The organism is Caulobacter zeae, from assembly GCF_002858925.1.
Classification (GTDB): Bacteria; Pseudomonadota; Alphaproteobacteria; order Caulobacterales; family Caulobacteraceae; genus Caulobacter; species Caulobacter zeae.
Window position 1 is genome coordinate 118349 of the sequence record NZ_PJRS01000022.1, and the last position, 26284, is coordinate 144632.

Consider the following 26284-nt stretch of genomic DNA (forward strand, 5'->3'; position numbering starts at 1 on the left):
TCCGACATAGAACCGACACGGAGCTTCGGCGTTATCTCCCGCAAGGGACATAGAACACACGCTCTCAAACGGAGGTCGCCATGCGCGTCCAGATGAAAACCTTGATCGTCGCGGTGAGCCTCGCCTTCACCGCCTCCACGCTCGCCGTCACCGCCGCCGAAGCCCAGCAGCGCCGTGAACGCGTGCTCGTCTGCAAGAGCACCAAGAAGGCGCGCAACAAGGGCACGGTGATCGGCGGCCTGACCGGCGGCACGCTCGGCGCGGCCGTGGCCGGCAACGGCGCCAAGACCGAGGGCGCGATCCTCGGCGGCGTGGTCGGCGCGGTGGCCGGCAACCAGATCGCCAAGAAGAACTCCAAGAAGAACTGCCACTACGAGTACCGCTACCGCTAGGCGGACTTGCTGCTCGGTCGGATGGCCCGTCCCTTCGCGGGGGCGGGCCTTTTTCGTGCGCGCTTGAACCAATCGGTCGCGCCGTCGCGCCGGTGAGGCCGCATCGTTCAAGCCCAGGGGCGCAGGGCCGATCATGGTCTGGCGACCCTGCCGCGAGGAGCACGACCATGGCCGAGAGCCTGACCATCCAGACCGACGACGGAAGCTTTCAGGCCCTGGTCTTCCGCCCCGACACGCCCGGCCCGGCGCCGGTCGTCGTGGTCGTGCAGGAGATCTTCGGCGTCAACGCCGGCATCCGCCTGATCGCCGCCGAGTACGCCGTGCAGGGCTTCATCGCCGTCTGCCCCGACCTTTTCTGGCGGGTCGAGCCGGGTCTCTCGATGTCGGAGAACAGCGAGGAGAACTGGAAGAAGGCCCTCGACATCTACACTGCCTACGACTTCGACCAGGGCGCGGCCGACGTGCTCAAGACGGTCGAGGCCGCCCGCGGCATCGAGGGCGGCAACGGCAAGGTCGGCCTGACCGGCTACTGCCTGGGCGGACTGATGACCTTCCTCGGCGCGGCCCGCGGCGCGCCCGACGCGGCGGTGGCCTATTACGGGGGCGGCACCGAGCGCTATGTCGGCGAGGCCGACGGCGTGAAGCCCCCCCTGCTGATGCACCTGGCCGGCGAGGACGAGTTCATCGGCCCCGACGCCCGCGCCGCCATCGTCGAGGCCCTGGCCGGCCGCCCCAATGTCGAGGTTCACGTCTATCCCGGCCGCAACCACGCCTTCGCGCGTCCCGGCGGCAATCACTACGACAAGGCCGACGCCGAGACCGCCAACGGCCGCACCCTGGCGTTCTTCAAGGAAAAGCTGGGCTAGGCGCTAGCGGTCGGGGCAGAAGGACGTCTCCGAGGCGTCCTCCAGCGGCAGGAAGCGCCAGCCGAGACCGAACCGTCCATGCGGCGGATCGAAGCCGTTCGCCCAATCGAAGCGCCCCAGGAAGCTCACGCCCTCCCGCCCGAAGGTGGCGCAGGGCGGGCGCGTGCGGCAGCGCGCGGCGGTGATCATGACCGGGTCGAACTCGACGCACTCGATCGCCCCGATCAGGAAGAACCTGTCGCCATTGCCGTAGAGGCTGAGCGTGCTGAGATCTCCCGCGCCGCCGTTGGCCAGGGCCAGGGAGAGCGTCTTGCCGCTCGCGCCGCGCAGCACGAAGGTGCGGCTCGAGACCGGCCATTTGGTGGCGCGGTAGTCCTCGCGCACGGTCACCAACGCGCCGCTGAAACCGAGCTGGTGCGACGCCGAGAACACCTTGGGGCGCGGGGCCGCCGTCGATGACCCGGCCGCGCCGAGCGCGCCGGCGACCGCCAGGAGAATCAACCACAGCCTGAAATCTCGCATGCGCTCAAGCTGCGCCACGATCGCGGCGCGTGCAACGGCGAGGCCCTAGTTCACGTCCGTCTTCTTCGGCGGCGCGGGCGGCAGGGCGGCGATCTTGACGCCGTCCTCCAGCAGGCTCTTGACCTCATTGGGCGAGGCCTCGCCATAGATGCCGCGCTCCTCGGACTTGCCCTCGTGGATGTCGCGGGCCTCTTTGGCGAAGCGGTCGCCGACATAGTCGAAGTTCTCCTCGACCTCGCGACGCACCTCGCTCATGGCGGTCATCATCATCTCGCGCATGCGCGCGTCGCGCTCCGGCGCCGAGCGCTGCGCCTTCGTCCCCGCAACGGCGGGGGCCATGATCTGCTTGCGCACGCCGGTCGAGCCGCACACGGGGCATTCGACGAGGCCGCGAGCGGCCTGGTCGTCATAATCGCTCGACGAGCCGAACCAGCCTTCGAACTCGTGCGCATGGTCACAGGCGAGCGCGTACTTGATCATGGTCTGGATATGGGGTCAGGGACCCGTGAATTCACGGGCGTTGGCCAGGACCGGGATGGCCGCGCGGGCCTTGTCGGCGGCGGAAAGGTCAAGGTCGGCGATCAGCACGCCCGGCTCATCGTGATCGAGCTTGCCGATCACCTCGCCCCACGGGCCGATGGCGATCGAGCGGCCCCAGGTGCCGCGCCCGTCCTCGTGGAAGCCGCCTTGCGCAGCGGCGATGACGAACGAGCCGGTCTCGATGGCCCGGGCGCGCAGCAGCACATCCCAATGGGCCTCGCCGGTCGGACGGGTGAAGGCGGCCGGAGCGGTGATCACCTTTGCCCCCGCCAGCGCCAGCGCCCGGTGCAAGGCCGGAAAGCGCATGTCGTAGCAGATGGTCAGGCCGAAGGCGGCCAGCGGCGTGTCGACCACCACCGCACGCTCGCCAGGGGTGTAGGTCGCCGATTCCCGCGCCGTCTCGCCGTTCGGCAGCTGCACGTCGAACATGTGCAGCTTGTCGTAGGTGGCGACGATGGCGCCGGTCGGGTCGATCACGGCCTGCCGGTTCGCAGCCTTGCCGTCCTCGCGCAGCACTAAGGCCGAGCCGACGTCGATCCAGGTTCCGGTCTCGGCGGCGATGGCCCGCAGGCCACCCACCACCGGATCGTCCTCCAGCGCCGTCAGGGTCGGCAGCAGCCTGGCGCGGTCCTTCTGCAGGACGTTGGTGCACTCCGGCGTCAGCACGAAGCGCGCGCCTTGCGCTATGGCCTCGCGAACCAGCGGGGCCACATGGGCCAGCGCCGCTTCGTGAGTCGCGGGCGTGCGGGTCTGGACCAGGCCGACGCGCAAGGGCGCGGACGGGCTCATGCGGCGAGAAGACCGTCCAGCTTGCCCTCGCGCTCGAGGGCCATCATGTCGTCGCAGCCGCCGATGTGCTGTTCGCCGACGAAGATCTGCGGGAAGGTGTTGCGGCCCGAGCGGTCCATCATTTCCTGGCGCAGCTTGGGGTCCATGCCGGCTTCGATCTCGGTGAAGTCGGCGCCCTTGTCGTTGAGCAGCTTCAGGGCGCGGGCGCAGTAGCCGCAGAAGGGACGGGTGTAGATGGTGACCTTGGCCATTTCGGTTCCAAAGGGTTGGATTCCCACCCTCATATAGGACGGCTTCGCATTTCTGTAACGCGCGCGACGACAGTCAGGTCGACAGCCGATGCTCCAGCCGCCAGCAGGGCCCGTGCGCAGCCCTCGGCGGTGGCCCCGGTGGTCAGCACGTCGTCGACCAGCAGCACCCGCTTTCCCTCGATGAGAGGCTGCTTGCGCCCAGGCACGGCGAAGGCGGCGGCGACGTTGCGACGGCGTCCGTCGGCCGACTTGCCGCCCTGGCTGGCGGTGTCGCGCCTGCGCACCAGGGCGTCGGCCAGGTAGGGCCGCCCCGCCGCGCGGGCCAGCGGCCGGGCGATCTCGGCGGCCTGATTGTAGCGGCGGCGCAGCAGGCGCGCGGCATGGATCGGCACGGGGACCACCGCATCGGCCTCGTCCAGCAGGTCGGGCGCGGCGCGCGAGATCCAGCGCGCGAACAGGCCCGACAGGTCGGTGCGGTCGGCGTGCTTGAGCTTCAGCACCAAGTCGCGGGAATGTTCGTCATAGAGGCAGGCGGCCCTGGCCCGCGCGAAAGCCCTGGGCCGCGCCAGGCACAGCGCGCACAGCGGCTCGCCCTGGTCGAAGGGAAACGGCGCGCCGCAGCCGTCGCAGACCGGTCCGTCGAGAAAGACGATGCGGCTCCAGGCCCCGGCCGAAAGCCCCGGCGTCAGGGCCGGCTCGCCGTCGAAGGCGCGGGGCGGCAGGATCAGGTCGAGCAGGCCGCGTCCGAGCGCCGTAAAGCGTGGACCGGGTTTCCATCGCCCTGCTGCTTTCCATCGGGAGAAGGAATCGCCATGTTCCGCCCGCATGACCAGTTCGCCCCTCCTCTTCGACCGCGACCTCCTGCGGGCCCGCCTCGACCGCGCCGCGCCGCACTTCGGCCAGGCCGGTTTCCTCAAGGCGCGCGCCGCGGGTGACGCGGTCATGCGGCTGGAGGCGATCCTGCGGGAGTTTCCGGTCGCCGTCGATCTCGGAAGCCGAGACGGCGCTTTCCGCGCGGCGCTGTCCGAAAGCGACGCGGCCGGCAAGATCGGCCTCCTGATCGACACTGACCTTTCGGCCCGAATGCTGGCCGAGCGCGGCGGCGCGACCGTGGTCGCCGACGAGGAACGCCTGCCGTTCGGCGACGAGACGCTGGACCTCGTGGTCTCGACCCTCGCCCTGCACTGGACCAACGACCTGGTGGGCGCCCTGATCCAGGTCCGCCGCGCGCTGCGCCCCGACGGCCTCTTCATCGGCGCCCTGTTCGGCGGCGCCACCCTGACCGAACTTCGCCAGTCGCTGATGGCCGCCGAGGACGAGATCTCGGGCGGCGTCTCGATGCGCGTCTCGCCCTTCGCCGACACGGTGGACGCCGCGGGCCTGCTGCAACGCGCCGGCTTCACCCTGCCGGTGGCCGACATCGACCGGGTGAAGGTGCGCTACGCCCACCCGATCGCGCTCTTGCAGGACCTTCGCCGCATGGGCGAGACCAGCGTGCTGCTCGATCGCTCGCGCAAGCCCTTGACCCGCAAGGTGCTGCTGCGGGCGATGGAGATCTACCAGGCGCGCTTCGCCGAGGCCGACGGGCGCGTGCCGGCCACCTTCGAGATCGTCACGGCGACGGGATGGGCGCCGCACGACAGCCAGCAGAAGCCGCTGCGTCCGGGTTCGGCCAAGATGCGGCTGGCCGACGCGCTGGGGGTCAAGGAACAGCCGGCGGGCGACAAGGCGGGCTGACGGATCCTCCCCCGGAGGGAGAGCTGTCGCGGAACGACCGAGCGGGTCAACTCACCAGGAACGACGCCGCCGCACGCGCCTTGGCGTCCCTGGCCGGTCCGACGACCACTGCGCCGTCGCGGTGCGCAAGATACCCGCCGTCCAGCGCCTGGAAGGACACGCCCTTGCCGGCCACGCCCTTCACGCGCTTGAAGAGGGCGGCCTTGTCGCCCGGCCGGGCCGGCGCGATCACCGCCTGGCCGCCCTCGACCTTCAGCCCATGGCCCGGCCGCAGGATCGGCTCCAGGACCACGAGCCCGCCCGCCCCGGCCTTCTGGCGCAACTGGGTCGCGGCCAGCGGCCCCTCGCCCACGCTCACCACATCACCCTCGACGCGCAGGAACGCCCCCGGCCGGTCCAGCGGCGAGAACCGGTCGGGGATCTCGCCCACACCGGCCGGCACGCCGAAGTCCGGAGTCCCGTCGGGCCTGTAGTAGAGGCGCTGCACCCGCGTATGGCGGTTGGGATCGAACAGGGGGTTGCCCTTGATCGTCTTGTAGTCGCGGCCGTGAAACACCAGAACGTCGCGGCCCTGCTCATCGACGGTGAACGAGTTGTGGCCCGGCCCCCAGACGCCCGTCTCTTCGGACGAGACGAACACAGGAACCGGCGACTTGCTCCACGAGCTCTCGGCCATCAGGTCGGCGTCCGCGTCGGCGGTCAGCAGGCCCAGGCAGTAGCGGTCGTCGGTGGCGCTGGCCGAATAGGCGATGAACACCTTGCCATTGCGGATCAGCACGGCCGGCGCCTCGGCGACCTTGAAGCCGCGCACCTCCCAGTCCAGCGTCGGCACGGTCAGGCGTACGGGCGGCCGGCCAAGGGTCAGGGGCGTGGCCAGCGGCGCGAGGTAGAGGTTGCTGTTGGTCTCGATCCCCGGCTCCTTCTGCGCCCAGCAGAACCAGCGCACGCCCTTGTGGTGGAAGATCGTCGAGTCGAGGTTGAAGCTGTCCCATGGGGTTTGCACCTCGCCCAGTAGGCTCCAGGCCCCGGTCAGGGCGTCCTTGCCCTCGCAGCGAAGCACGTAGGTGCGGATACGGAACGGCTGGCCCTTGTCGCCGGCGGCGAAATACATGTGCCAGGCGCCGTCGATCCAGTGCAGCTCCGGCGCCCAGATATAGCCGCCCAGCTTGCCTTCCGTCGGCCGCCGCCAGATCACCGCTTCCTGCGCCGTGGCCAGCCCCGCCAGGGTGCGCGAGCGCCGCACGATCAGCCGATCATACTCGGGCACCGAGCCGGTCAGGTAGTAGTAGCCGTCCGTGTGCTTGAAGACCTGGGCGTCGGCCCGCTGGCGCACGACGGGATTGAGCAGCGGCGCGGCCTCCGCCGCCTGCGCGCCGCCCGCGACGCCGCTCAGACCCAGGGCCCCTACGCCGGCCAGAAGGATGCGTCGCGAAGGCTGCGGGTCGAAGTTCGTCACGGTCGTTTCCTCAAACGTTTCGCGCCTTCGCGCGATTTGTCTGAGTTAAAGCACGTCGCGCAGCCAGGCCACCAGGGGAATGTCGGCCGGCGGCATCTCGTAGTCCGACAACTTGTCCGGCTTCACCCAGGCCATGGCCTTGTGCTCCTTGGCAGTGACCAGCCCCTCCCAGCGCCGCAGCAGATAGAGCGGCATCAGCAGGTGGAACTTCTCGTAGGTGTGCGAGGCGAAGACGAAGGGCGCCAGGCACGCCTGGGCCACGGTGATGCCCAGCTCCTCGTGCAGTTCGCGGATCAGGCATTCCTCGGGCGTCTCGCCCTTCTCGACCTTGCCGCCCGGAAACTCCCACAGGCCGGCCAGCGACTTGCCCTCGGGGCGCTGGCAGATCAGCACCCGCCCGTCGACGTCGATCAGGGCGGCGGCGGCGACCAGGGCGATGGGGCGGTCGGTGGGAGGAGCGGCTGGCGAGTTCATGCCCGATCCATCGCGGGCTTTGCCCAACCTGGCAACTCCCTCTGGGCGACGAACGTTGCCCAAGGGTCATTGCCAAGGAGGAACGCCATGTCGCTGGACGATCGGCTGGTGAAGAGCGGCGACCTGATCGGGGTCGCGGTCACCGATCCCAAGGGCCACAAGCTGGGCGTGATCCGCGAGGTCTTCGTCGACCGCGACGCCGGCGTCGGCCGCTATGTCGCCGTCGAACCCGCGGGCCTGTTCACCGGCGGCAAGTACCACCCCCTGCCCTGGCGCATCCTGACCTTCGACGACAAGGCCGAAGCCTACGCCACCGACCTGTCAAAGGACCGCTTCAAGGACAGCCCCGCCTACGACCGCGACCAGCTGTCGAAGGCGTCCTACGGCTGGGCCGAGCAGGTGGAGCGGTATTTCGAGGGGTAGAGGCGTCTTTTCAGCCTCCTCTACCCACTATTTCACGGCCTGAACATTGAATCGAAAGACGTAGTCCTCGTCGTTCCATCGGCCGACCACCTCCACTGTGTAGGGAGGGCTGATTTTTGGCTTGGCGACGATAATCTGCCCACCGAAGGCGTGATCCGGCTCGACCGTTGTCGTTTGCAGGATGGAATCGCTCAATCGGTTCAGGGTGCTGTCGAGTTCTGACCGAATGGCATAAATCCCGCCAGCCGTGGCTGCGGTCGCAGCAGCTGTGCCTAGAGCGGCTGCGGTGGGATCGTAGGTGGTCGAGGTGGCGCGGTAGACCCTAGCGCCGGGCGCATAGAGCGTTGAATTGGTCGTGCTATAGGCATTCTGATTGGCAGAATACACGGCTGCGGCTCCGGACAGGGCCACGGCGACGGTCGCCCAATTGGCGGCGGTCTTCGCCTCCTTCTCCAACTGCACATAGCTATAGACGTGCAAAGGCTGCCCGCCCATCGACGCTGAAAAGTTCTCGGATCCGAGATTAGCGGCTTTGCTGGTCTTGTTGTAGGCCGCCACAGCGAAACTTACCCGGCCATTTTTCAACACGCCGAGCGGCGTCACCTTCACCGCGCCGTTCTTTTGTTCGAGATCGGTCGTTGAGCGTCCCGATTCATAGGTAACCTTGGCAAGGCCTGTGTCGACTGGCGTAACGGTGTAGGTAGTCGCGCAGGCGCTCAAGGTGCTGCCCACCAAGGCCAGCACCATCAGTTTGGTCTTCATGATTCCCCCGAAAGTCGCAAAGGCGACGAAAGCTTCACCATAAAGCGAAGCACATACCGCTCAAGTCGTGCCTCTGCGACAATACGTCACCTTAAGTCGAGCGCAGCGCTTATGCCGACACCCGCTTCAACGCCGCGCCCAGGTCCTCGACCATCTCCGGCGTCGTCGCCCACGAGCACATGAACCGCGCCGAGCCGTCGAGGAAGCGGTAGACGAACCAGCCCTCGCCGCGCAGCAGCTCCAGCGCCGCGTCGCTCATGGTCACGAAAATCCCGTTGGCTTCGACCGGATGGGCGATCGGATAGGGCATCAGGTCGGCCAGCTTGCGGGCCATGGCGTTGGCGTGCGCCGCGCGGGCGGCCCAGGGGCCCATCCCGCCGTTCTCGTCCAGCAGGGCCAGCCACGGCGCGGCCAGGAACCGGCCCTTGGAGACCAGCTGGCCGGCGTGCTTGATCCGCGCGTCCAGGCGACGGCGGTGCGCGGGGTCGAGGAACACCACCGCCTCGGTCGGGGTCGAGCCGGCCTTGGTGCCGCCCATCACCAGGATGTCGACGCCCAGGCGCTTGACCGCCTTCAGGTCGAAGCCCGCGGCCACGGCGTTGGCCAGGCGCGCGCCGTCCAGGTGCACGCCGTAGCCCTTGGCCTTGGCCGGATCGATCAGCGCCTTGAGGGCCGCCTCCGAATAGACCGTGCCATATTCGGTGGTCGTGGTCAGCGACAGGGCCGCCGCGGGCTGGCGGTACGAGACGTCGGGCTGGGCCAGGGCGACTTCCAGCGCGGCGACCTCGATCTTGCCCGAGGCTCCCGGCAGGCCGATCAGGCCCACGCCCTGGCCGAAGAAGCCCGGCGCGCCGGTTTCGTCGGTGCAGATGTGGGCGTGCTCGTGGGCCAGCACCGCCTCGTGCGGCGAGGCCAGCAGGGTCAGGGCGAAGGCGTTGGCGGCCGTGCCCGACGGCATGAACCTGACCTCGGCGTCGGCGTCGAGCGCGGCGCGGATGCGGTCGCCCGCCGCCTGGCTGATATGATCGGTCCCATAGCCCGACGCCGCGCCCGCATTGGCCGCCAACAGCGCCTCCATCACCTCGGGCATGGCGCCGGCGACGTTGTCGGAGGCGAAGTCGTAGCGGGCGATGGTCATGGGCGGTCACTCGGGAAAAGGAACGCCGCCTCGATGCCGGGGCGGCGCGGCCTTTTCAAGAGGAGACCGGTTCAGGAAGAGACTGGCTCAAGAAGAGACTGGCCAGGACAGCAGGACCACGCGGTTTTCCGCCAGCGGACCGGGCTTTTGCACCAAGAGGCTCGTTCCCCGCCGAGGCCTGGTGCGCCCCCGCGCGCCTTCCAGATTCTCGAAGGCCTCGGCGACGGCGTTCGCCCTTTGCAGCGGCAGCTCCCTCAAGAACTGCGATCGTTCGGCCTGATCCATGTAGCCGGTGACGCGGACCCAGTCGCCGTTGTGCGGGTTCGGCCGCGCCTGAAAGGCCTTCACCACCGCCTCCAGCTCGCCCTGCTGCGAAGCGCCGAGCTCGGCCGAGCCGGACGCGAAACGGATCGCCATCGGCTCGCTCCAGCCGGTCTCGGCCATCGCGATCGCCGGCGCTATGGTCAGTCCGACCGTCCCGATGATGAATGTACGCCGCTGCATGTCGCCTCCCCTTCGAGCTGAAGAGTCGGCCGAGCGCAACCTTACGTCAAGCCGCGGGCGCGGCCCGCAGCGCCCGGATCTTCGGCCACAGCATGTTGACCGCCAGGCCGGCCAGAACGAGGCCCGCCGCCAGCAGCTTCCAGGCCGGCAACCCCTCGCCCAGCAGCAGGGCCGAGGCGCTCATGCCGAACACCGGCACCAGCAGGGCCATCGGGGTGATGGTGGCGGCCGGGTGGCGAGCCAGGAGCCAGCCCCAGGCGCCGTAGCCGAACATGGTGTTGCCCACCGCCTGCCAGACGACGGCCAGCCAGGTGCCGAGGTCGGCATGGGCCACGCCCTTGACCATGGCCGGCCAGCCCTCCAGCCACAGGGCCATGATCGCCAGCGGCGGGATCGAGAACAGGCTGGCCCAGACCACGTAGCCCAGCATGTTCACCGGGCCGGCCTGGCGGGCGACGATGTTGCCGCAGCCCCAGCTGAGCGCCGCCAGCAGGCCCAGGCCCACGCCCAGCGGCGTGGCCGAACCGCCGCCGTGCAGGGCGATGATCAGGATCCCCGTCACGGCCAGCAGCAGGGCGACCACCTGGAAGCCCCGCACCCGCTCGCGATTGATCTGCATGGCCAGGGCGATGGTGAAGAACACCTGGGTCTGCAGGATCAGCGAGGCCAGGCCCGGCGAGATGTGACCCTTCATGGCCACGAACAGCAGCCCAAACTGCCCCGCCCCGATCAGCAGGCCGTAGCCGGCCAGATTGAGCCACGACACCGCCGGCTTCTTGACGAAGAACACCAGCGGCAGCAGCACTAAGGTGAAGCGCAGGGCCGCGAAGGTCAGCGGCGGCAGGTGGTTCAGGGCCTGGCGGATGACCACGAAGTTGGTCCCCCACACCGCCACCACCGCAAGAGCCAGCAGGAAATGGCGAAGCGGCAGGGAACTGGGCATGGCGGGTACTCCTCGGACGGGCCCTAACTAGGCCTTGGGGTCCAGGGAGGGAACCGCCTCCTGGCCCATTTTTGCCCGGACGCTCCGGAAAGGCTCCTTCGTCAGCCTACTGAGTATTCGCCCGCCAGGGTCACAGTAAACACGCCCGAAATCACTGTGACGCAGCCGTGAAGTTTTCGCGAAACCGGTAGTCTCCACGGTCAAGTTTAGCACCTCGTTAGGTGTGAAACCGCCATTCACCCTCGCGAGTGGAGGCGTATTTCGATGTTCACCCTGCGCGACACCGTTTCTTCCCTGGCCCCGGCGCGGGCGGAAGACCTCGGCAAGACGCTGTACGAGCGGTTCCGCGAGGAGCCCGACACCCTGATCATCCCGGTGCTCGACGCCGACGACCGCCCCGTGGGCCTGGTCGAGCGCAACGCCTTCTTCCTGCGGATGGCCGCCGAGTACGGCCGCGCCCTCTACGCCAACCGCCCCATCGAAGTGCTGATGGACCGCGAGCCGCTGGTCGTCGAGGCCGAGGTTGAGCTGGCCGCCTTCACCAACGACAGCCTGTCCTACCGGGCCAGCGACCTGCTGCGCGGCTTCATCGTCACCGACGGCGGGCGCTATCTGGGCGTCGGCACCGTCATCGGCCTGCTGCAGGCCGCCAGCGAGACCAACCGCCGCAACCTGGACGCGTTGGCCGCTGCAAAGGCCGACGAGGAGCGCGCCCGCACCTTCATGACCGCCGTGGTCGAGTCCATCCCGTCGATGGTGTTCGTCAAGCGCGCGTCCGACCAGAGCTACGTCCTGCTCAACCGCGCCGGCGAGAAGATCCTGGGCTACAGCCGCGAGGAGATGATGGGCCGCACCGACGAGGCCTTCTTCGATCCGGTGCAGGCGGCCATCTATCACGCCCGCGACGCCGAGGTGGTGCGCTCTGGCGAGGTCAAGGTCATCGAGGAGGACCTTATCCCCCGCAAGGACGGCACCACCGCCATCCTGCGCACCAAGAAGATCGCCATCCTCGACGCCGAGGGCCGCCCCGAATACCTGCTGGGCGTCTCCGAGGACATCGCCGAGCGCAAGCGGGCCGAGGCCCAGATCGCCCGCCTGGCGCACTATGATCCTCTGACCGAGCTGCCCAACCGCCTGCTGTTCCACAAGGACCTGTCGGACGCCCTGGCCCGCGCCGCCCGCCGCGAGGACCTGGTGGCCGTGCACTGTGTCGACCTCGACCGCTTCAAGGTGGTCAACGACACCCTGGGCCATCCGGTCGGCGACGCCCTCCTGAAGGCCGCCGCCGAGCGCCTGCGGGCTTGCGTGCGCGACGGCGACACCGTGGCCCGCCTGGGCGGCGACGAGTTCGCCGTGGTGCAGATGGGCCTGACCGACCTTTCGGGCGCCACGCGCCTGGCCGCCCGCATCGTCGAGGCCCTGGAGGCGCCGTTCGACCTGCTGGGCCATCAGGTGGTGATCGGCGGCAGCGTCGGCGTGGCCGTCTCGCCCGACGACGGCCTGGACTGCGACGAGCTGCTGAAGAAGGCCGACATGGCCCTCTACCGCGCCAAGGCCGACGGCAAGGGCACCTTCCACTTCTTCGAGCGGGCCATGGACGAGCAGCTGCAAGCCCGTCGCGCCCTGGAACTGGACCTGCGCAAGGCGCTCAGCGAGGGTCAGTTCGAGCTCTTCTACCAACCGCTGTTCGACCTCGAGGCCGACCGCGTCACCGGCTGCGAGGCCCTGCTTCGCTGGTTCCATCCCGAGCGGGGCATGGTCTCGCCCGGCGAGTTCATCCCGCTGGCCGAGGAGATCGGCCTGATCGGCGCCCTGGGCGACTGGGTGCTGCGCGCCGCCTGCGACGAGGCCGCCCGCTGGCCGCAGCACGTGCGCCTGGCGGTGAACCTGTCGCCCGCCCAGTTCCGCGACCGCCGCCTGGCCGCCACCGTCGTCCAGGCCCTGGCCGCCTCGGGCCTGGCCGCCGAACGCCTGGAGCTTGAGATCACCGAGAGCGTCCTCCTGCAGGACAGCGCCTCGAACATGGCCATCCTGCATGACCTGAAAGCCCTGGGCGTGCGCATCTCGATGGACGACTTCGGCACGGGCTACAGCTCGCTGAGCTATCTGCGCAGCTTCCCGTTCGACAAGATCAAGATCGACCAGACCTTCGTGCGCGACATCCTCGACGACGCCGACGCCCTGGCGATCATCAAGGCCGTGCTCGACCTGGGCGCCAGCCTAGGCATCACCACCACCGCCGAGGGGGTGGAGTCAGAGGAACAGCTGCACGAGCTGCGCCGCCAGGGCTGCGGCGAGATCCAGGGCTACTTCATCAGCCGCCCCAAGCCGGCGATGGAGATCGCGGCGTTGCTGGGGGTGGAGACGGCCACGCCGCGCGGCCTTTCGGACGTGGTGGCGTTTTCAGCGGTAAAGCCCGTCGAACTGGTCAGCGAGGCCCAAAGGGCGACCGGGTGACATCAAAGGAGCCTCCCCCTGTGGGGGGAGGTGATCGCGAAGCGATCGGTGGGGGGAGTGATTGCTGACCCCGCCAATGCCTCGGAAGCTGAAAACGTCCCCCCAACCGGCCTTCGGCCGCCTCCCCCACAGGGGGAGGTTCCTCGTGCTTCAGCCGCGCCTAACCACCGCAAACCCTTGCGGCTCAAGCCTCTCACTTGACTTCGCACCTGCGATATACGATATGAGCCCCGCGCCTAATCGCGCTATCGGTGCTCCAGCCGCGTGACGGACCCCACTGGGTTCAGCCTGTCGAGCGCCCTGAAAGCTTCTCATAGACCGCCCGTATCACGCGGGGCGCTCCCCACCGACCCGCCGCCAGGCGAGCCGTGCGAGGACCGCGCGCGCCGTCTTGCGACCGTTTGAAAGATACGTCCGCAGTGACTCAATTCACCGACCTCGGCCTCGCCAAGCCCATTCTCAAGGCGCTGGCCGACAAGGGCTACACCCAGCCCACCCCGATCCAGGCCCAGGCCATTCCGATCGTCATGAAGGGCCGCGACCTCCTGGGCATCGCCCAGACCGGCACCGGCAAGACGGCCGCCTTCGCCCTGCCGATCCTGCACCGCCTGGCCGAGGATCGCCGTCCGGCGCCGCGCCGCGGCTTCCGCTGCCTGGTCCTGTCGCCGACCCGCGAACTGGCGACCCAGATCGCCGACAACTTCAAGGCCTACGCCGCGCACCTCGGCCTCTCGGTCGCCACCATCTTCGGCGGCGTCAAGTACGGCCCGCAGATGCGCGCCCTGGCCGCCGGCGTCGACGTGGTCGTCGCCACCCCGGGCCGCCTGATGGACCACCTGGGCGAAAAGAGCGCCACCCTGGGCGGCGTCGAGATCTTCGTGCTCGACGAGGCCGACCAGATGCTCGACCTGGGCTTCGTGGTGCCGATCCGCAAGATCGCCAGCCAGCTGCCGAAGGACCGCCAGAACCTGTTCTTCTCGGCCACCATGCCGGGCGAGATCGGCAAGCTGGCCGGCGAGCTGCTGAAGAACCCGGCCTCGGTGTCGATCACCCCGCAAGCCACCACGGTCGAGCGCATCGAGCAGTCGCTGATCTACATCGAGGCCCAGCGCAAGCGTCCGCTGCTGGCGGAACTGCTGGCCGACCGCAGCGTCGAGCGCTCGATCGTCTTCACCCGCACCAAGCGCGGCGCCGACCGCGTGGCCAAGTACCTGACCGCTTCCGGCATCGAGAGCGCCTCGATCCACGGCGACAAGACGCAGGGCCAGCGCGAGCGCGCCCTGGCGGCCTTCAAGGCCGGCGAGGTCAAGGCCCTGGTGGCGACCGACATCGCCGCCCGCGGCATCGACGTCAACGACATCAGCCACGTCTTCAACTACGAGCTGCCCAACGTGCCGGAGGCCTATGTCCACCGGATCGGCCGCACCGCCCGCAAGGGCAAGGACGGCGTCGCCGTCAGCTTCTGCTGCGACGACGAGCGCAGCCTGCTGAAGGACATCGAGAAGGCCACCCGCCAGAAGATCCCGTCCTTCGACCGCCGCAACGACAAGGCCCTGGCGGCCGCGGCGGCCGTCGCCGACAAGCTGGCCCCGGCCGAGAAGTACGTCGACCCGCGCAAGGCCGACCCGCGCAACAACGTACCGTCGGAACTGCGCCGCAAGCGTAACCGCAATGGCGGCGGCCAGGGCAAGAGCGCCCAGGGCAAGGGCGGCCAAGGCGGCGGCCAGCAGGCCCAGGGTCGTGGCGAGGGCCGTAACGGCGGCCGCGGCAAGGGCGGCGCCCAGGGCCAAGGCCAAGGCAAGGCGGCGGCGGCCGGCGGCGACTTCCGCGGCCCCAAGCGCGGCGTGCAGCAGGTCGAGACCCGCTGGAGCCCCATCGACTAAGGAGCCCGGCTCCCAGGAAAGGCCGCCTCGTCCGAGGCGGCCTTTTTTCTGCGCTCTCCCAAGGATCAGCGCGCCCCAGGGTCGAGCCCGCTCGCCCGCGCCGCGAAAACCACACCCCTGGGCCGAACCGACTGCGACGCTTGCGCGCAGGGGTCGCGTCCCGCCCTTGCAACCCGTCAGGCCGTCTGGCCATTGTTCGCCCGGACCCGGCTTTAGGGGAGCCGGTGGGAGGGACAAAACGCCATGCCGCAGGGCGAAGGGCGGAGCTTGCCTGCGTTCACGCGCCTGGCCGGCGGGGAAATGGCCGAGCGCGTGAAGGCTTTCGACTGGTCGAAGACCCCCCTGGGCCCACGTGACGCGTGGTCGCCCAGCCTGGCGCTGGCCGTCGACATGCTGATGGCCACCAACTTCCCCATGGCGCTGCGCTGGGGTCCCGAGCTGGTCCTGATCTACAACGACGCCTATGCGCCGTCGCTGCGCGAGCGTCATCCCGACGCCCTGGGCCGGCCCTTCACCCAGCATTCGGACGCCTTCCGCGCCACCTTGCTGGGCATCCACCAGGACATCCTGTCGGGCGAGAGCGGCGGCTACGCCCTCGAACGCATGCCGCTTCAGGTCGAACGCGAGGCCGGCGAGGCGCGGCTGGCCCACTTCGCCGTCAGCTACAGCCCGGTGCCCGACCAAACCGCGCCCACCGGCGTCGGCGGCGTGCTGATCTCGGCCGTCGAGATCACCGGCGCGGTCGAGACCGAAAAGGAGCTGCGCACCACCCGGGCCCGCTACGACATGGCTCTGGACGCCGCCGGCGGCGTCGGCGCCTGGGAGTGGGACATCAAGGCCAACCGGGTCTATTGCGACGCCCGCTACGCACAACTGCACCAGGTCGACCCCGCCTTCGCCACGCAGGGCCTGCCCGCCCAGAGTTTCACCCCCGCCGTCCATGACGAGGATCGCGAGCGGGTGCGCGAGATCGCCCTGGCGGCGATGCAGACCGGCGGCGACTTCGCCGACGAGTATCGCCTGGTCCAGGCCGACGGCTCGGTACGCTGGGTGGCGGCCAGCGGCCACTGCTATCTCGACACCGACGGCCAGGCAGACCGCAACGCCGGCGTGGTGTTCGACATCACCGAGCGCAAGCGGATGGAAAGCCAGCTGCTGGAGGCCCGCCTCGACCGCGACATCGCCATGGAGGCGGCCGGCATGGGCCGCTGGGACCACAATCCCAGCACCGGCCAGCGCTACTGGGACAAGCGGTCCTGCGAGATGTTCGGCGTGCCCGAACCCGGCCCGCAGGACTTCGACAGCTTCCTGGCCCTGGTGCACCCCGACGATATCGACGGCGTGCTGGCGGCCGTGGGCGCGGCCACCGACCCGGTCGGCGACGGGCTGATCAATGTCGAGTACCGCATCGTCCGCCCGTCCGACGGCGCGCTGCGCTGGATCGAGGTGTTCGGCCGGGCCTATTTCGAGCGCGGCGCCTGCGTGCGCTTCGTCGGCGTCGGCTCGGACGTCACCGAGCGCAAGGAGGCCGCCCGCAGGCTGGTCTCGCAGGAGGAAACGCTGCGCCTGGCCATCGAGGCCGCCGACGTCGGCACCTGGGACCTCGACATCAGGAACGACATCCTGACGTGGTCGGACCGCTGCTACGCCATGTTCGGCGTGGCGCCGGCCACGCCCGTCGTGCGCGACGACTTCTACTCCAACCTCCACCCGTCCGATCGCGACGCGGTGCGCGAGGCCCTGCGCCGCACCCTGGATGGCCGCATCCGCGCCGACTACGACGTCGAGTTCCGGGTCATCGGCCGCGAGGACGGGGTCGAGCGCTGGCTATCGGCCAAGGGCAAGGCCTTCTTCGACCTCGAGGGCAAGCCGATCCGCATGATCGGCACCACCGTCAACATCACCGACCGCAAGCGGGCCGAGCTGCACCTGCGGCTGCTGGTCAACGAGCTGAACCACCGCGTGAAGAACTCGCTGGCCACCATCCAGGCCATCGCCGGCCAGACCTTCCACGCCGCGCGTTCGCTGCCGGCGGCGCAGGAGGCCTTCACCGCCCGCATCATCGCCCTGTCCGAGGCCCACGACGTCCTGACCCGCGAGAACTGGGAAGGCGCCGACCTGCTGGATATCGTCGACCGGCTGGTGGCCGTGCACGGCGGCGAGGGCCGCTTCGTGCTGGACGGGCCGTCGGTGCGCCTGTCCCCGCGCCCCGCCCTGTCGCTGTCGATGGCCCTGCATGAGCTGGCCACCAACGCGGTCAAGTACGGCGCCCTGTCGCGCCAGGGCGGACAGGTGACGATCAACTGGAGCGTCGACTACAGCGGCGTACCGCGCCTTTCCCTGCGCTGGCGCGAAAGCGGCGGCCCGCTGGTGGTCGCTCCCACCCGCCGCGGCTTCGGCTCACGCCTGATCGAGCGCGGCCTGGCCTCGGAGCTTTCCGGCGAAGCCCGCATCGACTTCAGGCCCGAGGGCGTGGAGTGCGCGATCACGGCGCTTCTGGACTGCTGACCAAAGCCCTCTCCCCGTGGGAGAGGTGTCGCCCCAGGCGACGGAGAGGGGAGTGACCTCGAAGCCGGCCGCGCTCGGCGTAAGCTGAGAACGTCCCCCCTCCGCCCCTTCAGGCCGCCTCCCACAGAGGGGGAGGATCAAGCGCCCAGACGCTCCCCCCTCTGGGGGGGCTGTCGCGAAGCGACTGAGGGGTCACGCCAACCGCAGCACCTTGGCGATCTGTTCGTCGCTGCGGCGCAGGGCCAGCATGGCCAGGCCCGCGCAGGCCAGCGGGATCGTCGCCCAGGGCGCGAAGCCCGCCACCGCCAGCCCCGTAGTCACGGCCAGCAGGGCCGAGACCACCACCTCGGCCAGGGTGGCGAACCACGATGACCCGCGGCGGCGCTTGAAGTCGGCCCGCTTGCCCGGCTTCTGGTGCCAGACGTTGATCAGGCCACAGGCCCAGGCCGACAGCCCCGCGCCCAACGCCGTCCACAGCGCCGTGACCGGGGCCAGCCACAGCAGGAGGCCCAGCGGAACCGCCAGGAGCAGCGCCACCGGCAGCAGGGCGGCCGCCAGCTTGGCGCGGCGCAGGCTGCGCGTGGCGGCGGGCGAGACGGCCAACAGGTCTGGGCTCTCCTCGGCCGACAGGGTGATCCAGGCCAGGCTCCCGGCCACCTGCCCGGCCAGGAAAACCACCACGCCCGCGCCGCCGGCCAAGGCCGCGCCGCCGTCGCCGTGACCGGCGTTGCGGCTGAGGATCACCGCCGTCGGCACCAGGTAGAGCACCCGCAGCAGCACCTGCGACAACAGGCTCGCGTCGCGCAGGATCAGCCGCAGTTCCTTGGCCAGGGTGGCGGCGAACACCCCGCCGGCGAAGGCCCTGTCGCGGCCCTTGGCGGGCTTGGCGGCCGAGGCTTCGGCCCCTTGCGTGGCCGCCGCGGCGTCGGCGAAGCGCTTGCCCAGCGACAGCGCCGCCAGGGTGAAGGACGCGGCCCCGATCGCCAGCATGGCCAGCAGCGGCAGGGGCTCGCCCAGCATCGCCTTCAACGGCCAGTAGCCGATCGGCGGGATCTTCATGCGGCCTTCGGCGGCCTCGCGCGCCAGCGACTGGAACAGGCTCTCGCTGGCCCGCTCGCCCATCAGCGTGCGGACTTGGCTGACCAGGAAGAAGGCCGCGCCCGTCAGGGCCGCCAGCACCTGGGCCACGGTGCGCGTGCGGCGGGGCCCGATCAGCCGGAACAGGAACATGGCCAGGGTCAGGCCCGTGGCGGTGGCCAGCAGGGCCAGGGCCGCCAGCACGCCGAACAGGCCCAGCCACTCCGGATGCCCGAGGATGACCGCCGGCCCCAGCAGCGGCGTGACGAAGATCAGGAACACCGTCAGCACGCCGGTCGCCACGCCCATGGCCCGGACCAGCAGCACCGTGCGCGGCGCGATCGGCGAGGAGAACAGCAGGTCAAGGTCGCCGCGCTCGTACAAAGCCTCGCTGGCCGCCGCCAGCGTCTGGGACAGCATCAGGGTGAAGGCCGTGGCGCAGCAGGCCAGGGCGATGGCGGCCGACAGCGGGATCACCGGCACGTCCAGCTTGCGCAAGGCCAGGCCGATGACCACCCCGCCGCTCAGCATCACCAGCGCCAGGATCGCAAGGCCGATCATCGCCCCGACGCCGCCCATGGCCCGCTTGCCGGTCAGGGCGCGAAAGCTCAGCCGCATCTCGTGGGCGAGCAGCCAGGGGACCCCGCCGGGACGCAGCAGGCTCACGCGGGGGCCCCGTCGGCGGTCAGTTGCAGAAAGACGTCTTCCAGGGTGTCGCCGCCGCCCTGCCCCGCCCCCGTCTTGCCGGCATGCGCTCGCAGGGCGTCCAGCGTGCCTTCGGCCAGCAGGCGGCCGCCGGCGATGATGCCGATGCGGTCGGCCATGCGCTCGGCCACCTCGAGAATGTGGGTGGTCAGGATCACCGTGCCGCCGGCGTCGACGCGGGCCTGCAACATGTCCTTGACCAGGCGCGCCGAGGCCGCGTCCAGGCCGGTCAGCGGCTCGTCGAGGATCAGCAGGCGAGGGTCGTGGATCAGCGCCCCGGCCAGGGCCACCTTCTGCTTCATGCCGCGCGAGAAGCCCTCGCACCGCCGCCGCGCCTCCGAAGCCAGGCCCAGGGTCTCAAGCAATTCCCCCGCCCGCGCCTTGGCGTGGCGGGGCTCGACGTTCCACAGGCCGGCGACGAACTCCAGGTATTCCAGCGGAGTGAGGCGGTCGTAGATCATCGCCTCGTCGGGCGCCCAGGCGGTCACCGCCTTGGCCGCCGCCGGATCGGCCAGGGCGTCGATCCCGAAGATGCTGATCGATCCCTTGTCGGGCTTGGTCAGGCCCGCGACCATCCGCAACGTCGTGGTCTTGCCCGCGCCGTTGGGCCCCAGCAGCGCATAGAGCTCGCCCGGGTGCACCGTCAGGTCCAGCTCACGCACGGCGGGCTTGGCGAAGGTCTTGTCCAGCCCCCGGACGATCAAGGCTTCGGTCACGCTGGCTGCCCCCATGCAATCACGACGGGCATGTGATCGCGATTGGGCGGGGTGCGCAAGGCGGGGCCGAATTCGCTCGGACAGGCCGCCCTTCGCGCCCCTCTTCCATGGGGAGAGAGAGGGGACAGTTCCCCCTACGCCACCCGCGTCTCGACCTTCACGCCGGCGGTCAGCATCTTGTGCACCGGGCAGGCCTCGGCGATCTCCAGCAGGCGCTGGCGCTGTTCGGCGTCGAGATCGCCGGAGAGGCTGATCACCCGGTCGAAGACGTCGGCCGGGACCTGGCCGGGCAGGCGCCGCCAGGTGGTCTCTACCCGCACCGCGCCAAGCGCCCAGCTCTTGCGCTTGGCGTAGAGGCGCAGCGTCTGGGTCGTGCAGGCCGCCAGGCCCGCGGCGACCAGGTCATGCGGATTGGGGCCGGTGTCCAGGCCGCCCTCGGAGGGTTTCAGGTCGCCGGCCAGGCGCGAGGGCCCGGCGGTGACCAGGATCTGCACGCCGCCGTGGCCGCTGTCCTCGGCGATGGCGGAAGGACGGGCGATGTCGGTCATGGCGAAGATCCTGCGTTCTCTGTCGAGAACGCCAATGTGGCGCCTTGCCCGATCCGATGCTTGGTCGAATCCGCGCGAACGTGAAGGTTCAGGCGGCCGCGCCGGCTCCGACCTTGAACAGGTGGGTGGCGCCGCGCCAGACCTCGACCTCGTTGCAGCCGCGATGCATGTCGAACAGCTCGTTGGCCCGCAGGCGCGCGGCATGGTCGTCGGCGCAGGCCGTGACATCGAAACGGGGAACCGAGCCGTCGCGCTCGACGCAGAAGAAGGTGAACACCTGCATGGGAACAATGCGTCCTCATCAGGCGGGCCGTGTCCATGTTCGATGGGCGGGGCCGCAGCGCCAGCTGACTTCCGCAGCCGGCTCTTGAGAACCCAATATAATGATCGGCGTTCGATTCACCATAGGGGTTCGGTTTCTTAACAGGACTCAGTTGGGGAGGAATCCCGTGATCAGGGAATCCGTCGCCGAGACGGTGGTTCCAATTCCGCGTGAATGCGCTTTCCCTGGGCGTCATCACGCACTAGGTTCGCCAACCTTTCGCAAACGGCGACGTTAAGAGACTCATGGCCGCGCACTATCTCGATTTCGAGCGACCCATCGCCGACCTGGAAGCCAAGATCGAAGAGCTTTCAAGGCTTTCCGAGACGGCTGGTCCTGGCGCGTTCGACAGCGAGATCGGCGCCCTGCGCGAGCGCGTGCAGGTGCTTCGCAAGGAAGCCTATGCCGGCCTCGACGCCTGGCAGAAGACCATGGTCGCCCGCCACCCGCAGCGTCCGCACCTGCGTGATTATGTCGCGGGCCTGATCGACGAGTTCGTCGAGCTGCGCGGCGACCGCAAGTTCGCCGACGATCAGGCGATCGTGGGCGGCCTGGGCCGCTTCCGCGGCATGCCGGTGGTCGTGATGGGCCACGAGAAGGGCTACGACACCACCACCCGCCTGAAGCACAACTTCGGCATGGCCCGCCCTGAAGGCTACCGCAAGGCCGTGCGCCTGATGGACATGGCCGAGCGCTTCAACCTGCCGGTCGTCACCTTCGTCGACACCGCCGGCGCCTATCCGGGCCTGGGCGCCGAAGAGCGCGGCCAGGCCGAGGCCATCGCCCGCTCGACCGAGCGCTGCCTGACCCTGGGCACGCCGATGGTCGCCACGGTCACCGGCGAAGGCGGCTCGGGCGGCGCCATCGCCCTGGCCGGCGCCAACCGCGTGCTGATCCTCGAGCACTCGATCTATTCGGTGATCTCGCCGGAAGGCGCGGCCTCGATCCTGTGGCGCGACGGCGCCCGGGCCAAGGACGCGGCCACCAACATGAAGATCACCGCCCAGGACCTGATCAAGCTGCGCATCGTCGACCGCATCGTCGAGGAACCGGCCGGCGGCGCCCATTCGGACCCGGAAGCCGCCATCAAGGCCGTCGGCGACGCGGTCGAGGACGAACTGAAGAAGCTGTCGCTCCTGACCCCCGCCGAACTGAAGCGCCAGCGCGCCGAACGCTTCTACGCCATCGGCCGCGAGGGGCTGCAATAAGGGTGCTGAAAAAGCGCCATCCGTTCCTGGCCGGCAAGAAGCGCAAGTCCCCTTCCCACCTGGACGAGGGCGTCGGCGCCGGCCTCGACGTACTGGCCGACGCGGCGCCCGCGCCCGTCGCCCTGGTCGCAAGCCTGGCCATCGGCGCGGGCTTGCTGGGCTTCCTCGCCTGGAAAGTCGTCAAGCGGTCGGCCGGACAGGCCGACTGAGGCAAGGCCGGCGCGCCTGCTTTTTCCGGGCGCCATGTCACAAGACGCGCGCCCGTCTCGTCCTGATCTTCGAAGCCCCCCCTTCAGGGGCCGTAACGAGGATCAGGACCATGAGCGACACCGCCGGCTTCCGCCACGACAAGAACGTCCCCGCCGTCTATCAGGCCTTCATCGCCGCCGAGCAGGCGGTGGCCGCGGCGGGCCTCGCTCCTTCCTTGCTTCACCTGCTCAAGCTGCGCGCCTCGCAGCTCAACGACTGCGCCTTCTGCGTGAAGATGCATTCCAAGGAGGCCCGCGACGACGGCGAGACCAACGAGCGCCTCGACCGCCTGACCGTCTGGCGGCACGTGGCCGACTACACCCCCGCGGAGAAGGCCGCCCTGGCCTGGACCGAGGCCCTGACCCAGTTGCCGGCCAAGGTCGACCTGGCCCCATTGCGCGCCGACCTGCGGGCCCACTACAGCGAGGTCGAGGCCAGCGCCCTGACTGCCCTGGTGGCGATGATCAACCTCTGGAACCGCCTGGGCGTCTCGGCCCACTGAGCCGGCGTTGAACAACCCGCCATGCGAGGCGTTGCCAAAGCTCCCCCTGCTAGAGGAGACGCCCGCATGGCCCAGACCTTCGAAGACGCGCTCGAGACCGTCCTGGCCTGGCTGGACACGCCGCCGCCGTCGGGCTCGGCCGAGGAGGCGCGCTTCCTGGCGGCGATCGAGCGCGTGCTGGCCGAACCCGACGGCGCCGAGGCCAGCGCCGAGCAGGCCGCCGCCATAGACGACATCGTCCGCGTCGACGACGACCTGCGCCAGCGCCTGGCCAAGCTCGCGAACGCCCGCCGCAACCCCTTCGGCGACCACCCCGACGGCATCGGCCCGACGCTGGGCATGGACCTGGGGGCGAAGAAGGGCGGCTGACGCCCACACACGTCCCATCGCCCCGCCCACGAAAAAGCCCGCCCTGGTCTCCCGGGGCGGGCTTCGTCGTTTCAGGCCCTGACGAACCCGCCGGTCGTCAGACCAGCGAGCCGTGGCACTGCTTGAACTTCTTGCCCGAACCGCAGGGGCAGGCGCCGTTGCGGTTGGTGCGTTCCCAGCCTTCCGGCAGGGACGAGACCGGCAGGGCCTCGCGCTGTTCGGGCGACAGACCTTCCGGGATGGCGCCGGCCACGGCGGCGTTCTCGCCGGTCAGCGGGTCCAGATGCACCGGGATCAGGTTTTCCGGCGTGTGCAGCGGCTCCGGCTCGGCATAGGCGATCTCGACCGTCATCAGCCAGCGGGTGGTGTTGGTGCGGAGATCCCCCAGCAGTTTTTCGAACAGGCTGAAGGCTTCGGTCTTGTATTCGTTCAGCGGGTCGCGCTGGCCGTAGCCGCGCAGGCCGATGACGTTGCGCAGGTGGTCCAGGTGCATCAGGTGCTCGCGCCACTGCAGATCGATCATCTGCAGCAGGAAGCTCTTTTCCACCTGGCGCATCTGCTCGGGCGTGATGATCACTTCACGCTGGGCGGCGTACTCGTCGGCGGCCTTGGTGATGCGCTCGCGGAAGGCTTCGTCGTCGACGCCCTCTTCGGCGGCCCAGTCCTTCAGCGGCAGGTCCATGCCCAGCACGGCCTGGACGCGCTCGTGCAGCCCCTCGATGTCCCATTGTTCAGCGTAAGCCTTGGGCGGCACGTGGCGGGCAACCAGGTCGTCGATCACGTCGTGGCGCATCTCGTGGATGACTTCCGACAGATCGCTCGATTCCATGAACTCCTGGCGCTGCTCGAACACGGCCTTGCGCTGGTCGTTGACGACGTCGTCGTACTTCAGGAGGTTCTTGCGGATCTCGTAGTTGCGCTGCTCGACGCGGGTCTGGGCCTTGGCGATGGCCGCGTTCAGCCAGCGGTGGGTGATCGCCTCGCCGTCCTGGACGCCGAAGGTGCGCATGATCGCGTCCAGGCGCTCGCCCGCGAAGATGCGAAGAAGGTCGTCCTCGCACGACAGGAAGAACTTGCTGCGGCCCGGGTCGCCCTGACGGCCGGTGCGGCCGCGCAGCTGGTTGTCGATCCGGCGGCTTTCGTGGCGCTCGGTGCCCAGCACGAACAGGCCGCCGGCGGCCAGGGCCGCCTTCTTGGCGTCGGCGATCTCGGCCTCGACCTCGGCGCGGTGGGCGGCCTCGTCTTCCGGCGAGACCTCGATGCCCAGGCCCCGTTGCTCGATCTTCCACTTGGACAGACGCAGGTCGATGCTGCCGCCCAGCTGGATGTCGGTGCCGCGGCCGGCCATGTTGGTGGCGATGGTCACGGCGCCGGGCACGCCGGCGTCGGCGACGATGCCGGCTTCCTGCTCGTGGAAGCGAGCGTTCAGCACCTGGTGCGGGATGCCCTTCTGCTTGGCGCCCTTATTTTCCCACTCGTAGGAATCGAGCAGCTTGGACAGTTCTTCCGACTTCTCGATCGACACGGTGCCGACCAGGATCGGCTGGCCACGGCTGTGGCAGTCGGCGATCTGCACCAGGATGGCGCGGTTCTTCTCGGCCTCGGTGCGGTAGACCTCGTCATCGTCGTCGATGCGCTGGATGACGCGGTTGGTCGGGATTTCGCTGACGCCCATCTTGTAGATGTCGTCGAACTCCTGCGCCTCGGTCGAAGCCGTGCCGGTCATGCCCGACAGCTTGGTGTAGAGGCGGAAGTAGTTCTGGATGGTCACCGAGGCCAGGGTCTGGTTCTCGGGCTGGATGTCGGCGCCTTCCTTGGCCTCGATGGCCTGGTGCAGGCCTTCCGACAGGCGGCGGCCGGTCATCATGCGGCCCGTGAACTCGTCGATCAGGACGACTTCGCCGCCCTTGACGATATAGTCCTTGTCGCGCGTGTAGAGCACGTTGGCCCGCAGGGCCTGGTTGACGTGGTGCACGATCGAGATGTTGGCCGCGTCATAGAGGCCGGCGGTGTCTTCCGCCAGGTGGCCGCCCGAGGTCAGGACCTCTTCGATCCGCTCCTGACCTTCCTCGGTGAGGATGACCTGCTTCTGCTTCTCGTCGTGGTCGTAGTTGGTCTTGTCCTTGATGAGTTCCTTCACCAGGACGTCGATGGTCTTGTACAGCTCGCTGCGGTCCTCGGTCGGGCCCGAGATGATCAACGGGGTGCGGGCTTCGTCGATCAGGATCGAGTCGACTTCGTCGACGATCACGTAGTGGTGGCCGCGCTGGACCATCTCGTTCACGTCATAGACGAGGTTGTCGCGCAGGTAGTCGAAGCCGAATTCGTTGTTGGTGCCGTAGGTGATGTCGGCGCGGTAGGCGCGCTGGCGGTCGCCTTGCGAGAGACCGTTGACGATGATCCCGTAGGACAGGCCCAGGAAGTTGTAGAGCTGACCCATCCACTCGGCGTCGCGGGTGGCCAGGTAGTCGTTGACGGTGATGACGTGCACGCCCTTGCCGGCCAGCGCGTTCAGATAGGTCGGCAGGGTGGCGACCAGCGTCTTGCCTTCACCGGTGCGCATTTCGGAGATGCCGCCGAAGTGCAGCACCATGCCGCCGATCATCTGCACGTCGAAGTGGCGCATGCCCAGGGCGCGCTTGGAGCCCTCGCGGACCACGGCGAAGGCTTCGTCGAGGATGTCGTCGAGGGTCGCGCCCTTCTCCAGGCGATCCTTGAATTCCTGGGTCTTGGCCTTTAGCGCCTCGTCCGACAGCGCGGCCATCTGGGGCTCGAGCGCGTTGATCTTGGCGACGCGGCCGTGAAGCGACTTCACCTTGCGTTCGTTGGAGGAACCGAAGAGCTTTTTGGCGAAGCCGAGCATGCAGAAAGGATCCGGAGCGAGAACTTAGTGGGCCGGCGCTAAGGCTTTATCGGCCTTCACTACGGTAATGACGGTGCGCC

Annotated in this window: 27 protein-coding genes; 11 read left to right on the plus strand and 16 right to left on the minus strand. The window is 69.1% G+C overall.

The annotated features are described in order from the left end of the window. Window positions 1-80 precede the first annotated feature (80 nt). Both SGCZBJ_RS12120 and SGCZBJ_RS12125 read left to right on the plus strand, forming a co-directional pair. The gene (locus SGCZBJ_RS12120; RefSeq protein ID WP_101718253.1) at window positions 81-392 is read left to right on the plus strand and encodes a glycine zipper 2TM domain-containing protein; all 312 of its coding nucleotides are present in this window, start codon (window positions 81-83) and stop codon (window positions 390-392) included. Between the two features lie 167 nt (window positions 393-559). Further along, on the plus strand, window positions 560-1258 hold the full coding sequence (locus SGCZBJ_RS12125) for a dienelactone hydrolase family protein (protein WP_101718254.1): 699 nt from the start codon (window positions 560-562) through the stop codon (window positions 1256-1258). 3 nt (window positions 1259-1261) lie between these two features. On the opposite strand, the gene SGCZBJ_RS12130 is transcribed toward SGCZBJ_RS12125, so the two are convergent. Genes SGCZBJ_RS12130 through SGCZBJ_RS12150 form a run of 5 tightly spaced genes read right to left on the minus strand, consistent with a single transcriptional unit; the run spans window position 1262 to window position 4187 of the window. Continuing rightward, window positions 1262-1780: a hypothetical protein gene (locus SGCZBJ_RS12130; RefSeq protein WP_133149241.1), complete on the minus strand. Its 519-nt coding sequence runs from the start codon at window positions 1778-1780 to the stop codon at window positions 1262-1264. A 45-nt stretch (window positions 1781-1825) separates the two neighbouring features. Continuing rightward, window positions 1826-2260: a DUF1178 family protein gene (locus SGCZBJ_RS12135; protein ID WP_101718256.1), complete on the minus strand. Its 435-nt coding sequence runs from the start codon at window positions 2258-2260 to the stop codon at window positions 1826-1828. 15 nt (window positions 2261-2275) lie between these two features. After that, entirely contained in the window at window positions 2276-3109 is an 834-nt protein-coding gene (locus SGCZBJ_RS12140; RefSeq protein ID WP_101718257.1) for a carbon-nitrogen hydrolase family protein, read from the minus strand. Further along, window positions 3106-3360, minus strand: a complete 255-nt coding sequence (grxC, locus tag SGCZBJ_RS12145; protein ID WP_101718258.1) for a glutaredoxin 3 — start codon at window positions 3358-3360, stop codon at window positions 3106-3108. The genes SGCZBJ_RS12140 and grxC overlap by 4 nt, the downstream gene beginning before the upstream one ends. A gap of 29 nt (window positions 3361-3389) precedes the next feature. Then, window positions 3390-4187 carry a ComF family protein gene (locus SGCZBJ_RS12150; RefSeq protein ID WP_101718259.1) on the minus strand — a complete coding sequence of 266 codons (798 nt, stop codon included), beginning with the start codon at window positions 4185-4187 and terminating at the stop codon, window positions 3390-3392. Here SGCZBJ_RS12150 and SGCZBJ_RS12155 point away from each other — a divergent pair. Then, window positions 4186-5097 (plus strand): methyltransferase domain-containing protein, encoded by a 912-nt coding sequence (locus tag SGCZBJ_RS12155; RefSeq protein ID WP_101718260.1) that lies wholly within the window; start codon window positions 4186-4188, stop codon window positions 5095-5097. The two genes, SGCZBJ_RS12150 and SGCZBJ_RS12155, sit on opposite strands and share 2 nt — an antisense overlap. Before the next feature lie 46 nt (window positions 5098-5143). On the opposite strand, the gene SGCZBJ_RS12160 is transcribed toward SGCZBJ_RS12155, so the two are convergent. Then, the gene (locus tag SGCZBJ_RS12160) at window positions 5144-6553 is read right to left on the minus strand and encodes a glycoside hydrolase family 43 protein (RefSeq protein ID WP_101718261.1); all 1410 of its coding nucleotides are present in this window, start codon (window positions 6551-6553) and stop codon (window positions 5144-5146) included. 45 nt (window positions 6554-6598) lie between these two features. After that, complete coding sequence (mutT, locus tag SGCZBJ_RS12165) at window positions 6599-7027, minus strand: 8-oxo-dGTP diphosphatase MutT (RefSeq protein WP_101718262.1); 429 nt, start codon at window positions 7025-7027, stop codon at window positions 6599-6601. An 87-nt stretch (window positions 7028-7114) separates the two neighbouring features. On the opposite strand from mutT, the gene SGCZBJ_RS12170 reads away from it, so the two are divergent. Next, the gene (locus SGCZBJ_RS12170; protein ID WP_101718263.1) at window positions 7115-7450 is read left to right on the plus strand and encodes a PRC-barrel domain-containing protein; all 336 of its coding nucleotides are present in this window, start codon (window positions 7115-7117) and stop codon (window positions 7448-7450) included. A 27-nt stretch (window positions 7451-7477) separates the two neighbouring features. On the opposite strand, the gene SGCZBJ_RS12175 is transcribed toward SGCZBJ_RS12170, so the two are convergent. The 4 genes from SGCZBJ_RS12175 to SGCZBJ_RS12190 form a co-directional block, all read right to left on the minus strand. Beyond that, the gene (locus SGCZBJ_RS12175; RefSeq protein ID WP_101718264.1) at window positions 7478-8212 is read right to left on the minus strand and encodes a hypothetical protein; all 735 of its coding nucleotides are present in this window, start codon (window positions 8210-8212) and stop codon (window positions 7478-7480) included. A gap of 109 nt (window positions 8213-8321) precedes the next feature. Then, window positions 8322-9350, minus strand: a complete 1029-nt coding sequence (locus SGCZBJ_RS12180) for a beta-eliminating lyase-related protein (RefSeq protein WP_101718265.1) — start codon at window positions 9348-9350, stop codon at window positions 8322-8324. Window positions 9351-9437: 87 nt separating this feature from the next. Further along, window positions 9438-9794, minus strand: coding sequence for an OmpA family protein (locus SGCZBJ_RS12185; RefSeq protein WP_165799307.1), 357 nt, complete (start codon window positions 9792-9794; stop codon window positions 9438-9440). A gap of 106 nt (window positions 9795-9900) precedes the next feature. Continuing rightward, window positions 9901-10797: an EamA family transporter gene (locus tag SGCZBJ_RS12190; RefSeq protein ID WP_101718267.1), complete on the minus strand. Its 897-nt coding sequence runs from the start codon at window positions 10795-10797 to the stop codon at window positions 9901-9903. 264 nt (window positions 10798-11061) lie between these two features. Here SGCZBJ_RS12190 and SGCZBJ_RS12195 point away from each other — a divergent pair, with 264 nt between their 5' ends. From SGCZBJ_RS12195 to SGCZBJ_RS12205, 3 genes are all read left to right on the plus strand, one after another. Continuing rightward, entirely contained in the window at window positions 11062-13254 is a 2193-nt protein-coding gene (locus SGCZBJ_RS12195) for a putative bifunctional diguanylate cyclase/phosphodiesterase (protein ID WP_101718268.1), read from the plus strand. A gap of 419 nt (window positions 13255-13673) precedes the next feature. Then, complete coding sequence (locus tag SGCZBJ_RS12200; protein WP_101718269.1) at window positions 13674-15137, plus strand: DEAD/DEAH box helicase; 1464 nt, start codon at window positions 13674-13676, stop codon at window positions 15135-15137. Between the two features lie 267 nt (window positions 15138-15404). Further along, window positions 15405-17645, plus strand: a complete 2241-nt coding sequence (locus SGCZBJ_RS12205; RefSeq protein WP_240621489.1) for a sensor histidine kinase — start codon at window positions 15405-15407, stop codon at window positions 17643-17645. Between the two features lie 192 nt (window positions 17646-17837). Here SGCZBJ_RS12205 and SGCZBJ_RS12210 read toward each other — a convergent pair whose 3' ends face one another. From SGCZBJ_RS12210 to SGCZBJ_RS12225, 4 genes are all read right to left on the minus strand, one after another. Beyond that, window positions 17838-19388 carry a hypothetical protein gene (locus tag SGCZBJ_RS12210; protein WP_101718271.1) on the minus strand — a complete coding sequence of 517 codons (1551 nt, stop codon included), beginning with the start codon at window positions 19386-19388 and terminating at the stop codon, window positions 17838-17840. Next, window positions 19385-20158 carry an ABC transporter ATP-binding protein gene (locus SGCZBJ_RS12215; RefSeq protein WP_101718272.1) on the minus strand — a complete coding sequence of 258 codons (774 nt, stop codon included), beginning with the start codon at window positions 20156-20158 and terminating at the stop codon, window positions 19385-19387. Before SGCZBJ_RS12215 ends, SGCZBJ_RS12210 begins: the two co-directional genes overlap by 4 nt. Window positions 20159-20277: 119 nt before the next feature. Next, window positions 20278-20691, minus strand: a complete 414-nt coding sequence (locus tag SGCZBJ_RS12220; protein WP_101718273.1) for an OsmC family protein — start codon at window positions 20689-20691, stop codon at window positions 20278-20280. Window positions 20692-20779: 88 nt separating this feature from the next. Then, window positions 20780-20974 (minus strand): hypothetical protein, encoded by a 195-nt coding sequence (locus SGCZBJ_RS12225; RefSeq protein ID WP_058350467.1) that lies wholly within the window; start codon window positions 20972-20974, stop codon window positions 20780-20782. Between the two features lie 284 nt (window positions 20975-21258). Between SGCZBJ_RS12225 and SGCZBJ_RS12230 the strand changes: the two genes are divergently transcribed. The 4 genes from SGCZBJ_RS12230 to SGCZBJ_RS12245 all read left to right on the plus strand — a co-directional run bounded on the left by SGCZBJ_RS12230 (window position 21259) and on the right by SGCZBJ_RS12245 (window position 23341). Further along, entirely contained in the window at window positions 21259-22221 is a 963-nt protein-coding gene (locus tag SGCZBJ_RS12230) for an acetyl-CoA carboxylase carboxyltransferase subunit alpha (RefSeq protein ID WP_101718274.1), read from the plus strand. 2 nt (window positions 22222-22223) lie between these two features. Beyond that, window positions 22224-22430, plus strand: a complete 207-nt coding sequence (locus SGCZBJ_RS12235) for a hypothetical protein (RefSeq protein ID WP_101718275.1) — start codon at window positions 22224-22226, stop codon at window positions 22428-22430. 110 nt (window positions 22431-22540) lie between these two features. Beyond that, window positions 22541-22972 carry a carboxymuconolactone decarboxylase family protein gene (locus SGCZBJ_RS12240; protein ID WP_101718276.1) on the plus strand — a complete coding sequence of 144 codons (432 nt, stop codon included), beginning with the start codon at window positions 22541-22543 and terminating at the stop codon, window positions 22970-22972. Window positions 22973-23038: 66 nt separating this feature from the next. Continuing rightward, the gene (locus SGCZBJ_RS12245) at window positions 23039-23341 is read left to right on the plus strand and encodes a hypothetical protein (protein WP_101718277.1); all 303 of its coding nucleotides are present in this window, start codon (window positions 23039-23041) and stop codon (window positions 23339-23341) included. Window positions 23342-23438: 97 nt separating this feature from the next. On the opposite strand, the gene secA is transcribed toward SGCZBJ_RS12245, so the two are convergent. Continuing rightward, window positions 23439-26204, minus strand: a complete 2766-nt coding sequence (gene secA / locus SGCZBJ_RS12250; protein ID WP_101718278.1) for a preprotein translocase subunit SecA — start codon at window positions 26202-26204, stop codon at window positions 23439-23441. Window positions 26205-26284: the final 80 nt, after the last annotated feature.

What these genes read in the sequence shown, in the direction of transcription:
- SGCZBJ_RS12130 (WP_133149241.1), bottom strand. Translation starts at nt 1,780, where the DNA reads ATGCGAGATTTCAGGCTGTGGTTGATTCTCCTGGCGGTCGCCGGCGCG.
- SGCZBJ_RS12230 (WP_101718274.1), top strand. Translation starts at nt 21,259, where the DNA reads ATGGCCGCGCACTATCTCGATTTCGAGCGACCCATCGCCGACCTGGAA.
- mutT (WP_101718262.1), bottom strand. Translation starts at nt 7,027, where the DNA reads ATGAACTCGCCAGCCGCTCCTCCCACCGACCGCCCCATCGCCCTGGTC.
- grxC (WP_101718258.1), bottom strand. Translation starts at nt 3,360, where the DNA reads ATGGCCAAGGTCACCATCTACACCCGTCCCTTCTGCGGCTACTGCGCC.
- SGCZBJ_RS12225 (WP_058350467.1), bottom strand. Translation starts at nt 20,974, where the DNA reads ATGCAGGTGTTCACCTTCTTCTGCGTCGAGCGCGACGGCTCGGTTCCC.
- SGCZBJ_RS12155 (WP_101718260.1), top strand. Translation starts at nt 4,186, where the DNA reads ATGACCAGTTCGCCCCTCCTCTTCGACCGCGACCTCCTGCGGGCCCGC.
- SGCZBJ_RS12120 (WP_101718253.1), top strand. Translation starts at nt 81, where the DNA reads ATGCGCGTCCAGATGAAAACCTTGATCGTCGCGGTGAGCCTCGCCTTC.
- SGCZBJ_RS12125 (WP_101718254.1), top strand. Translation starts at nt 560, where the DNA reads ATGGCCGAGAGCCTGACCATCCAGACCGACGACGGAAGCTTTCAGGCC.
- SGCZBJ_RS12140 (WP_101718257.1), bottom strand. Translation starts at nt 3,109, where the DNA reads ATGAGCCCGTCCGCGCCCTTGCGCGTCGGCCTGGTCCAGACCCGCACG.
- SGCZBJ_RS12150 (WP_101718259.1), bottom strand. Translation starts at nt 4,187, where the DNA reads ATGCGGGCGGAACATGGCGATTCCTTCTCCCGATGGAAAGCAGCAGGG.
- SGCZBJ_RS12240 (WP_101718276.1), top strand. Translation starts at nt 22,541, where the DNA reads ATGAGCGACACCGCCGGCTTCCGCCACGACAAGAACGTCCCCGCCGTC.
- SGCZBJ_RS12245 (WP_101718277.1), top strand. Translation starts at nt 23,039, where the DNA reads ATGGCCCAGACCTTCGAAGACGCGCTCGAGACCGTCCTGGCCTGGCTG.
- SGCZBJ_RS12220 (WP_101718273.1), bottom strand. Translation starts at nt 20,691, where the DNA reads ATGACCGACATCGCCCGTCCTTCCGCCATCGCCGAGGACAGCGGCCAC.
- secA (WP_101718278.1), bottom strand. Translation starts at nt 26,204, where the DNA reads ATGCTCGGCTTCGCCAAAAAGCTCTTCGGTTCCTCCAACGAACGCAAG.
- SGCZBJ_RS12195 (WP_101718268.1), top strand. Translation starts at nt 11,062, where the DNA reads ATGTTCACCCTGCGCGACACCGTTTCTTCCCTGGCCCCGGCGCGGGCG.
- SGCZBJ_RS12170 (WP_101718263.1), top strand. Translation starts at nt 7,115, where the DNA reads ATGTCGCTGGACGATCGGCTGGTGAAGAGCGGCGACCTGATCGGGGTC.
- SGCZBJ_RS12135 (WP_101718256.1), bottom strand. Translation starts at nt 2,260, where the DNA reads ATGATCAAGTACGCGCTCGCCTGTGACCATGCGCACGAGTTCGAAGGC.
- SGCZBJ_RS12190 (WP_101718267.1), bottom strand. Translation starts at nt 10,797, where the DNA reads ATGCCCAGTTCCCTGCCGCTTCGCCATTTCCTGCTGGCTCTTGCGGTG.
- SGCZBJ_RS12215 (WP_101718272.1), bottom strand. Translation starts at nt 20,158, where the DNA reads ATGGGGGCAGCCAGCGTGACCGAAGCCTTGATCGTCCGGGGGCTGGAC.
- SGCZBJ_RS12175 (WP_101718264.1), bottom strand. Translation starts at nt 8,212, where the DNA reads ATGAAGACCAAACTGATGGTGCTGGCCTTGGTGGGCAGCACCTTGAGC.
- SGCZBJ_RS12180 (WP_101718265.1), bottom strand. Translation starts at nt 9,350, where the DNA reads ATGACCATCGCCCGCTACGACTTCGCCTCCGACAACGTCGCCGGCGCC.
- SGCZBJ_RS12185 (WP_165799307.1), bottom strand. Translation starts at nt 9,794, where the DNA reads ATGGCCGAGACCGGCTGGAGCGAGCCGATGGCGATCCGTTTCGCGTCC.